The organism is Streptomyces albidochromogenes (genome assembly GCF_005981925.1).
Classification (GTDB): Bacteria; Actinomycetota; Actinomycetes; order Streptomycetales; family Streptomycetaceae; genus Streptomyces; species Streptomyces albidochromogenes.
The window spans coordinates 1-9,376 of sequence record NZ_VBVX01000265.1; the positions used below are offsets into that span (position 1 = coordinate 1).

At 72.1% G+C, this 9,376-nt stretch carries 10 protein-coding genes; 7 read left to right on the top strand and 3 right to left on the bottom strand.

The window, feature by feature from the left end; genetic code table 11:
- Positions 1–795 (bottom strand): protein kinase family protein (locus E2E34_RS26530; RefSeq protein WP_138904443.1); only part of this gene is annotated, 795 nt, incomplete at its 3' end.
- Between the two features lie 288 nt (positions 796–1,083).
- Between E2E34_RS26530 and E2E34_RS26535 the strand changes: the two genes are divergently transcribed.
- Positions 1,084–2,277, top strand: a complete 1,194-nt coding sequence (locus E2E34_RS26535) for a lactonase family protein (protein WP_138904451.1) — start codon at positions 1,084–1,086, stop codon at positions 2,275–2,277.
- Positions 2,278–2,491: 214 nt separating this feature from the next.
- Here the strand turns inward: E2E34_RS26535 and E2E34_RS26540 are convergent, their stop codons facing one another.
- Complete coding sequence (locus E2E34_RS26540; RefSeq protein ID WP_138904444.1) at positions 2,492–3,157, bottom strand: YdcF family protein; 666 nt, start codon at positions 3,155–3,157, stop codon at positions 2,492–2,494.
- Positions 3,154–3,963, bottom strand: coding sequence for a GntR family transcriptional regulator (locus E2E34_RS26545; protein WP_138904445.1), 810 nt, complete (start codon positions 3,961–3,963; stop codon positions 3,154–3,156). The genes E2E34_RS26540 and E2E34_RS26545 overlap by 4 nt, the downstream gene beginning before the upstream one ends.
- A gap of 430 nt (positions 3,964–4,393) precedes the next feature.
- Between E2E34_RS26545 and E2E34_RS26550 the strand changes: the two genes are divergently transcribed.
- The 6 genes from E2E34_RS26550 (at position 4,394) to E2E34_RS26575 (ending at position 9,328) form a co-directional block, all read left to right on the top strand.
- A complete protein-coding gene (locus E2E34_RS26550; protein ID WP_138904446.1) occupies positions 4,394–4,657 on the top strand; it encodes a DUF6284 family protein in 264 nt (87 codons plus the stop codon).
- Complete coding sequence (locus tag E2E34_RS26555) at positions 4,654–5,544, top strand: DUF2637 domain-containing protein (protein ID WP_138904447.1); 891 nt, start codon at positions 4,654–4,656, stop codon at positions 5,542–5,544. Before E2E34_RS26550 ends, E2E34_RS26555 begins: the two co-directional genes overlap by 4 nt.
- On the top strand, positions 5,544–5,915 hold the full coding sequence (locus E2E34_RS26560) for an RRQRL motif-containing zinc-binding protein (protein ID WP_138904448.1): 372 nt from the start codon (positions 5,544–5,546) through the stop codon (positions 5,913–5,915). The genes E2E34_RS26555 and E2E34_RS26560 overlap by 1 nt, the downstream gene beginning before the upstream one ends.
- Positions 5,885–6,250, top strand: coding sequence for a DUF6251 family protein (locus E2E34_RS26565; protein ID WP_138904449.1), 366 nt, complete (start codon positions 5,885–5,887; stop codon positions 6,248–6,250). Before E2E34_RS26560 ends, E2E34_RS26565 begins: the two co-directional genes overlap by 31 nt.
- 263 nt (positions 6,251–6,513) lie before the next feature.
- Entirely contained in the window at positions 6,514–8,301 is a 1,788-nt protein-coding gene (locus E2E34_RS26570; RefSeq protein WP_244316131.1) for a MarR family transcriptional regulator, read from the top strand.
- 94 nt (positions 8,302–8,395) lie between these two features.
- Entirely contained in the window at positions 8,396–9,328 is a 933-nt protein-coding gene (locus tag E2E34_RS26575; RefSeq protein WP_138904450.1) for a bifunctional DNA primase/polymerase, read from the top strand.
- The last annotated feature ends 48 nt before the right edge of the window (positions 9,329–9,376 follow it).

Genomic DNA, 9,376 nt, shown 5'->3' on the forward strand with positions numbered 1-9,376 from the left:
GTCGAGCACCGTCGCGCCCGGGCCGGGGGCCGGGGCGCCGGCGCCGAGCTGCTCCAGGAGCTGGACCGCCTGCGGGCGGGCGGCCGGGTCCCTGGACAGGCACGCCGTGACCAGCGGGCGCAGCGAGGCGGGGAGTTCGTCGCGGTCCGGAACGGTGTGACCGGTGCTCGCGTACGAGAGCACCGCTCCGAGGCCGTAGATGTCACCCGGAGGGCGGGGGCGTCCGCCGCTCGCCTGCTCGGGTGCCAGGGAGCCCTGGTCGAGACCGGGGAGGCCGCCTCGGTGTTCGCCGTCCGGCCCCGCCGCGCGCACCGCTCCGAAGCAGGTGAGGCGCGGCCCGTCGCCCGCCAGCAGTACGGCGGCGGGGGACACGCCGGCGTGGGTCGTGCCCGCCGCGTGCGCGATCGCCAGCGTCTCGGCGAGCGCCGCGCCCAGCGCGCGCACGGTCTGCTCCGGCAACGGCCCGCCGTACACGGCGAGCGCCGTCGCGAGCGGCAGCACGGGAAGGTAGGGGCGGGCGTGCCAGGGGAAGGGCGAGGGGCCGGAGCACTCGGTCACGGGAGCCGCCCACGGCCCCAGCAGGTACCGGGCGGCCTCCGCCTCGATGACGAAGCGCCCCGGGTCCACACCGTCCAGCGGCACGCTCAGCAGCACCGTGCGGTCGCCGTCCGCGCTCCGGGCGATGAAGCGGTGCTCCGGGACGGGCGGGGCGGCGGGACCGCCGGCCGAGTCGAGGCGGGTGATCAGCGTGTACGGGCCGATGCGCCGCCCGGTGCCCAGGCGTGGCCGTTCCATCTGAAAGATCCCCCTTGGTGTGGCATGAGCAGGACGAGCCTACTCACCCTCTCCGCGGGCGGTGTCGATCGGTGCCCGGCGGCGGCCGCCGCCGGATACGCCGGGCGATGGGAGCGGGAGCGCCCCGGAGCGCGGCCCCTTGTCCCGGCGCACCCGTCCGCGCCACCATGCGACGCGACGACTGCCGCACGACCGGCCGGCGCCGGCCGGCCAGAAGGCACGAGGGGCTCCATGGGCGACACGCGTACGGCGACGGGCGGGAACCCGGGCACGGGCCCGGGCACGGGCATGGGCACGCAAGCGACCGCCGAAAGCGCCTCCGCCGCCCCCGGCCTGACCCGCCGTCGGTTCGGCGCGCTGGCCGGCGCGGGGGCCGCGGCGGCCGCGGCGGCGGTGCCCGGCAGCGCGTGGGCCGCACCCGGGCCGCGCCGCGCCTACCTGGGCACGTACACCACCCAGCCCGGCGGCGGCACCGGCATCGGCCTCGCCTCGTACCGGCCGCGCACCGGGCACCTGGCCTCCACCGGTGTGCTGGCCGGGGTGCGCAATCCCTCCTACCTCGCGCTCTCGCCCGACCGCCGCACCCTGTACGCCGTCGACGAGCGGCCCGAGGGCGCGGTCACCGCAGTGCGGGTCGGGGCCGGTGCGCCGCCCGAGGTGCTGGGGCGGCCCCGCGCCACCGGCGGCGCGGACCCCTGCCACCTCTCGGCGCACCCCGGCGGACGGTTCCTGCTCACCGCGAACTACACCGGCGGCAGCGTGTCCGTGCACCCCGTCGGGCGCGGCGGGGAGCTAGGCGAAGCCACCGACGTCGTACGCCACACCGGCTCCGGGCCCGACCCCGAGCGGCAGGAGGGCCCGCACGCGCACATGGTGGTCACGGACCCCGGCGGGCGGTACGTCGTCGCCGTCGACCTGGGGACGGACACCCTCCACACCTACCGGCTCGACCCGCGCACCGGGACCCTGCGGGAGCACGCCCGCGCCGCGATCAGGCCCGGCGCGGGACCGCGGCACCTCGCCTTCCACCCCTCCGGGCGGCACGCGTACGTCGTCAACGAGCTGGACAGCACCCTGGTCGCCTGCGGTTACGACGCGCGTGACGGCATCCTGACCCCCGGCACCCCGCATCCGACCGTGCCGCGCGCCGGGCGCGCCGCGCCCACGGAGCGCAACTACCCGGCGGGCGTGGTGGTCTCGCCCGACGGGCGCTTCGTGTACGTCTCGAACCGGGGCCACGACAGCATCGCGCTGTTCGCCGCCGAGTGCGGCGGCGCGGCGCTGCGGCCGGTGTCCGTCATCCCCTCCGGCGGCTCGTACCCCCGGCACATCGCCCTCGACCCGTCCGGCGGGCTGCTGTTCGCCGCCAACCAGAGGTCGGGCACGGTGACGGCGTTCCGGGTGAACCGCCGCACGGGCCGCCTCACCCCGGCGGTCCCGGCACTCGCGGCGCCGGTCCCGGTGTGCGTACTGCCGGTGTAGCGCGGTCCGGGAGCGAGTCCCGGACGACAGAGGCCGTGGCGGGAATCGAACCCGCGTAACTCGCTTTGCAGGTTTGTGGCAGCTCAGCAGGGCTTGATGCGGGGGCGTTCAGGCCCGTTCGTTCCCGCCATTTCGCCCGGAGTGCGGACCGCCGTGAACGGCTCCGGACGGGGGTGAATGAGACGGAAACTGAGACGGACCACGCTCGCCGCCGTCATGTGTGATCTGCGGCTTCCGGCACGAGTCGGCCTGTGAAGCCGTGCCCCCGTAGCCGTTCGTAGGCAGCCTTGATGTCGCCGGGAATCTCTTGCTCGATCATGAACCCTTGCCGGGGGTAGATCATGAGGCGCTGCTGAGCACCGACCAACATGTCGATGACGACTCGTGCGTCTCCGATCGAGTCGACGTACTCGGGCAGCGTCATGGGAGCGGACGCGCATACCCACTCGACCTCTGGCCACAGCTTAAGAGCGGTGCCGTATGCGCGCCGTTCCTCGTACGGCTTGCTGACCAACAGCACGGACTTAACCGGGATGTGCCGCTCCTCGAGGAGCGCGCGAGAGAAACGGACGTTCTCGCCCGTGTTCCGCGCGTTCGGCTCCACAAGGATGGCCTGTCCGGGAACCCCAAGCTCTACGGCTCGCTCACGGTAGTGCTCAGCCTCTCCACGCGGCATCCGTTCATGGGTCGTGCGGCTGGTCGCGCCGGTGAAGACGATCAGCGGGGCCATTCCTCGGTGGTAGAGGCCAGCCGTGGTGTCGGCCACTCCAAGATCATGACTGCCGAGGCCAACAGCCACAGAGCATCGGCGTGGCTCATGGTTCATCTGCTGGAAGTCCCAGAGTCGCTGCGTGTCCGCCCACGCCTGAGCTGAGATCACTTGCTCTCGCCCTCCGCGTCTGTTTTCGCCGAGTCGGGGACCTTGAAGTCGTACGACCACGCGAAACGTGTCGCTGCGTGCACTCCGATGGCGAACTCGACCACGGTTCCGTCAGCCGTGCGTGTAGTGCGGTGAAGTTCCACCACCCACTCACCCGGTGTGAGTTGGAGTAGCTGAGCCTCCTCGGCCGTCGGCACGCGCGCGAAGAGGTCCTCCGTCATGTGGTCGATCTCGTATCCGGCGTCGTACAGGACACGGAACCCGCCGCCCCGGCCGGCAGGGCCCGGAGCCGGATCAACGATGCGGGTCCCTTCCACGTGTTCGGGCCGGTAGTAGCTGGTCAGCGTGTGGGTCGGCTGTGCGCCTTCCTTCACGAGTCGCGCCCGCGCGTACACGTCGGCACCTTCGGGCAGGCCGTGCGCGGCGGCTACAGCCGCCGGCGCCTTTACGCGGCTCACCGTCTGGGTCTGTTCGTTTCGGCGGTAGGAGCGGCCGGACGCTACCCGGTCTGCGATGAACGCGACTTCATCGCCATCGCGCCACTTGGCCTTGTCGTACCGGGCGATGCCCAACCGCTTGAGCGGTGTCTTAGGCCGCACCACGGTCCCGTGGCCACGGGTCATAGTGACGAGCCCTTCGGCTTCCAGGGCCTTGTAAGCCCGGTGGACCGTCTCCTTGGATCCCTCGCCCGCCTCTACGAGGTCGCGGATCTGCGGAAGTTGCCCGCCGGGGGAGTAGTCGCCGTTCTTGATCTGCTCGGCAAACCGATCCGCCAGTTCCCGCCACTTTGGCGCTTTCGCTGCCACGCCGGACTCCTCTCGACAGTCCCAGTGAAGCACACAGTCCTAGGACTGTTGACAGTCCTAGGACAGCGGTGCATTCTCATCTCAGGCCGGTCGCAGTCCTAGGACAGCGGCTCATAGGGGTCCTCTTCGGGCTTCCTTCGGTGGCTGGTCGGTTCGGGATAGCTCGTGCTGGTGGGGCCCTGTGCTGGTCGTTCTTTGAGAACTGCATAGGTGGGCCCCGCCTCCCCGAGTCGAAAAGGCGGACTGCGCGGCTATGTCGAGCGTCGACCTCGCGGCCTTTGGGCTGCGGGCCGGTTGCCTCCGCTGCTCGTCTCGTACGAGCAGCGCTGAGGGGAGCCGGATCTACCGACTTCAACGGCGCGCGGCCCCGGAGGTGCAACTCCGGGGCCGCTGTTCGGGCCGTTGCCACCTGCTAGGGAGAACACGACCCATGAACCACATCGTCACTGTTCAGGAAGCTGTTACCGCGTTCGAGCCGTGGATGGAGCCCACGGACGCGGAGCTGGACGCCATCGACGCGGAGATGCCCGTCATCCGCGCGGAGGTGGAGCTGCTGGACGCACAGATCATCAGCATCGACCGCACGCCGTGCGAGCTGGACGAACGCCGCATCCGCCGGGCCCGCCGGCGCGTGCTCGCCGCGCGCCGCGACCAGGTCAACGGCCTGACCGGGCAGACGGGCGGTGCCGCATGAACCTGCACCGCAGGGGCCGCACGGCCCTGGTGCTCGCGCTGGTCGTCGTGGTCGCCATGGCCTTCCGGGTGTCCTGGAACGCCCTGCGCGACATCGCGCACGCCATCGGCGCCGACAGCACGGCCGCGACGCTGTACCCGTTCGTCGTCGACGGCCTCATGGCCCTGGCCCTGATCGCCACGCTCGTGCTCGCCGGGCGGGACCGCACGTTCGCCTTGCGGGTGCTGGCCGCCTACACCGTCGCTTCGCTCGTGCTGAACTACGTGCACGGCTTGGTCCCGGAGCTGCACGGCGGCTCGGTCGACTGGGGTCGACTGGCCGACTGGGACCCGGCGAACTGGGTGCTCGTGCTGCTCGCCACCTCGCTGCCGGTCGGGTCGATCTACTTCGGGTCCGACCTCGTGGCGAAGGTGCTGCACCACCGCCCCACCCCGATCACCGCCCCAACCGCGAATGCGGAGGAATCGACCGAAACCGAGAGGAATCGGTCTAGTTCTGACCTTGCTGTATCGACCCCGGCGGCGATCACGCGGAACGTGAAGCCGCTGCCCCGGCCGGTGGCCGTCGGCTTCCTCAAGTCGACCATCCCGGCCAAGCCGGTCCAGGCCATCGAGCAGCCGACCGTGACACCGATCGAGCGGCGCGCGGTGGCCGCCGACTTGACCGGGCCGCGCCGGGCCACTGGCCGCGTCCCGGAGGTGGCCCGCACCCCTCGCCGGAAGCGCACCCGGGACGAGCTGCTCGACGAGGCGCGGAAGGCCACGGCCGGTTGGGCGGACGCGAAGCTGACCGCCGAGGGCATTCGCCGCGAGGTCCGCACCTCACCGGCGAACGCCCGCACCCTGCGCGACACCCTGCGCGCCGAACGCGGCCTCCAGGTCGCCTGATGGCCGCGCTGCCTGTCTACCGGTGGCGGCTCGCTCCGGACGGCTACGCGACCTACCGCCAGCTCCGCGCCCTGGGCCTGCGTCCGGGCGGTCAGGGGGTGGCGGCGCAGGTGGAGCGGCCCCGGCGCCGACGGGGCCCGCTGGTCGCCTACCTCTACCGCATCGACCGGGCCAAGCCGGTGCGCGCGATGACCCCGGCCCGGTGGGCGGCCCTGGCCAAAGCCAACGCCGCACGCCGCACCTGCCCCGAGTGCCGCAGCGACGCCGGATACGTCATCCCGCCGTCGCTCGGCATGTGCTCGGCCTGCGCTTTCCCCGACAACGCCCCGGAGGGTGCGTCATGGAACAGCTCCCCGCACACCGCCCATTGACGGTCGTCCAGCTCCCGGACGGCAGCCACGTCTACGCCGACCCCGCCTCTCTTCCCGTACAGCAGCCCGCCGGGCCGCAGGTCGTCCACATCCACCAGGCGCCGCCGGACCGCACGGTGCAGCGCGTCGCGCTCGGCTCCGGTGTCGGGGCCGGTGCGGTCGCGGCCGGCGTCTACTTCGGCCCGCTGCTCGTCGGCGTCCTGACCGCCATCGCCGCGAACCTGGCCTTCCTGGCCTTCATCGCGCTCGTGCTCGGCTGGGCCGTGGTCACCGTGGTCCGCTCGGTCACCACCAGCACCAAGACCAACGGCAGGACCGGCCGCAAGGGCCGCTGAAACACCGCGAGCCCGCACACGGCCCGCAGAGGGCCCGAGGGGCCTTCCGAATGGGGTTTGACCCCCCGAGGGCCGTTCGGCCGCCACAGGCCCCGTAGCGACGCACGGTGACGGAAGTTTCCGCCCTCGCGCGCACACGTAAGGGCCGCCTCGGAAACCAGGAAACCGGAAACTCGCTCACTCCGCGTCACAAATGCGTGTGGTGACGGGCCGTCGCGTGGCCCGTCACCACCGACCCACTCATCCCAGAGAAGAGGACACCCGTGAGCCACGGACAAGTCTGGCGCGCCCACGCCCAGTACGCCGCCACCGCCGCCCGCTGGAGCGCCGAGCGGTGGCGCAAGGAAGCCGATCGCCGTCGCACCGTGCGCGCCGAACGCAAGCCGCTCGTGCGCGATGCCCGCCGCGCGCTCGCCACCGCACGGGCCATTGACCCCGAGGGCGTCACCTCCCTGCGCCACCGCGCGGAGCGGGAGTTGCGCACCGCCAAGCGGCGCGTCCCCGACCCGATGTGGCTGGTCGCCACGAAGACGGCTGCCGCGCTTGGGGTCGCCGGGTACGTGTGGCTGCCGCACGTCTCGGCTCGCGTGTGGGTGTGGTCGGCCGTCGCCGTCGTCGCCGCCATCACCGCCCTGACCGTGTGGGTGGCCGTGCGCGAGCGCGACACCACCGGACTCAAGCCCACCGCCGAAGAATCGGCGCTGCTGAAACGGCTCACGCCGCAGCACTGGAAGGAGCACGCCGAACAGCGCGGCCTTGCGGGCACGCTGACCGGCCGGCCGAAGCTGACCGAGGCGGGCATCGTGTGCGCCGTCCGCCTCGACGGCACATGGACCGCGACCAAGCTCCGCACCGCCGAAGACCACATCCGCGCACTGCTCGGGGCCCGCACGAGCCTGCGCATGCAGATCAAGGCAGGCAAGCAGGGCGGCTGGGCCGAACTCACCTTGCGCACCCGCAGCGCGGCCGACGGCGACGACCTCACCTGGACCCCGGAACGGCGCTCGCTCGGCGTCGACACCGTCACCGGCGAACAGGTCACCGTGCCGCTCGGGGAACGCCTGCTGATCGCCGGACGGTCCGGCGCGGGCAAGTCGGTCGCGTCCCGGCCGCTGCTGCACGACGCGTCCGAGGGAGCGACGAACGCGCTCGTCATCATCGACCTCAAGCGTGTGGAAGGCCGGTTGTGGGACCACCGGGCCCGCGTCGCCTCCACCCCGCGCGAAGTCATCGACGTGGTCGACGAGGTGGAGACGGAGATGCTGGACCGGCTCAGCATCCTGCCCAAGGGCCAGGACACATGGACCCCCACGGCAGACCGGCCGCGCATCACGGTCGTCGTCGATGAGGGCGCCGAGGTCATGACGGCCGCCGACAAAGTCGCCTACGAGACCGAGACCGGCGAGGGCAAGACGCGCACCGTCAACCGCTCCGCCCTCCCGGGCCTGGAGTCCCTGGCCCGGATGGGCCGCGCGGCGTGCATCGACCTGTGGTGGATGACCCAGAAGCCCACCATCGGCGACGGCATCCCCAAGCAGATCGCCCCGCAGATCGGCGTCTCAATCTGCCTCGCCGTACGCACCCCCGCAGAAGCGCGCGTCGTCCTCGGGGAGGACGCACAGGCCAAGGGATGGAACGCCGACGAACTCCCGGTCCCCGGTGTAGCGCTGATCCGCGACGGCGTGCGCAAGCCCGACCCCGTCAAGGTCCGGTACATGGACAAGGCCGTCGTCATCGCCCTGCCCGACCGTGAGCCCTGGTCCCGCACGGTCGCGCCCACGGTGGAAGCTGCGGGCGCCCCGGCACTCACCCTCGTCAAGGACACCGCGACCGAGGCGGCACCGACCACGGACAGCGCCGCTGGCCGCGTTCTCAAGGCCATCGAGACCGCGCACGAACCGGTCCTCCAGAAGGACCTGGCCTCCATCACGGGCCTGTCCAAGGGAGCCGTGTCCAAGGCGGTCAAATCCCTCACCACAGGGGGCACGGTCGTCCGCACCCTGGACGGCCGACTGACCGCCACGCGCGGCGACGACACCGCCGCTGCCTGACCCACCACCAAAGACGGCGGCGGCCCCCTTCCGCCAAGAACCGGGGCCGCCGCCTATCCACCAGCCATCAACAGACCTGTGGAGGTCTCCCAGCATGACCCAACCGACCGACATCCGGCGAGACGGCCACCGGCCGTTACCGCCGGACCTGCTCGCCTCCGCCCTCACGGCAGCCGAACGCGGCTGGCCCGTCATCCCGCTCCACCCCGGCAGCAAGCGCCCGGCAGGACACCCCAAACGCGCCTGCCCCGGCACCGGGCGGTGCGCCGACGGACACCGTACCCCGGAGGAGCGAGCCACCACCGACCTCGACCTGATCCACGCCGCCTGGGCACACCGGCCCTACAACGTCGGCATCGCGACTGGCCCGGCCGGGCTGCTCGTCATCGACCTGGACCCGGTCAAGGCGGAAGAGCCAGAAGGAGCGCCTGACGGCGCCGCTTCCTTGCAGGCGCTCTGCGAGCGCGCCGGACAGGCCGTCCCTGATACCTACCGGGTGCGGACTGCACGAGGTGAACACCTCTACTTCACCGCCCCCACTGACGTGCGGTTGAAGTGCAGCGTCGACCGGCTCGGACCGCACATCGACACCCGAGCCTGGGGCGGCTACGTCGTCGCCCCGGGCAGCACCACCCCGGACGGCACGTACGAGGTGTCCCATGACGCGTCCGTGGCGGACCTTCCGGGATGGCTCGCCGCGTTGCTCACCGAGCCGCACAGGCCCGCTCCGGTGCCCGTGCGGGTCCACGACGGCACACGGGCCGCCAGGACCGCCCTGGAACGCGAGTGCGCGGTCATCGTCTCCGCGACCGAGGGCGGGCCGAACGGCCGCAACAACACCTTGCACAAGAGCGCCTGCAAGGTGGCTCGGTTCGTGGCGTGGGGCGACATCCCCCGGCATGTGGTGGAGCAGGCAATCCAGGGGGCGGGGGAGGCTACCGGCCTGCCGCCGGCCGAGTGCCGCACCACCATCCGCAGCGCACTGGACTGGGTCATCGCCCATGCCACACCACGGGAGGCGGCATGACGGCGCCGACTCCCCCCGCCCTGGATCTGTCTCTGATACACATCTCCC

Bases quoted from the DNA above. Each gene is read 5' to 3' on its own strand.
- E2E34_RS26575 (WP_138904450.1), top strand. From the start codon at position 8,396: ATGACCCAACCGACCGACATCCGGCGAGACGGCCACCGGCCGTTACCG.
- E2E34_RS26535 (WP_138904451.1), top strand. From the start codon at position 1,084: ATGGGCACGCAAGCGACCGCCGAAAGCGCCTCCGCCGCCCCCGGCCTG.
- E2E34_RS26560 (WP_138904448.1), top strand. From the start codon at position 5,544: ATGGCCGCGCTGCCTGTCTACCGGTGGCGGCTCGCTCCGGACGGCTAC.
- E2E34_RS26555 (WP_138904447.1), top strand. From the start codon at position 4,654: ATGAACCTGCACCGCAGGGGCCGCACGGCCCTGGTGCTCGCGCTGGTC.
- E2E34_RS26550 (WP_138904446.1), top strand. From the start codon at position 4,394: ATGAACCACATCGTCACTGTTCAGGAAGCTGTTACCGCGTTCGAGCCG.
- E2E34_RS26565 (WP_138904449.1), top strand. From the start codon at position 5,885: ATGGAACAGCTCCCCGCACACCGCCCATTGACGGTCGTCCAGCTCCCG.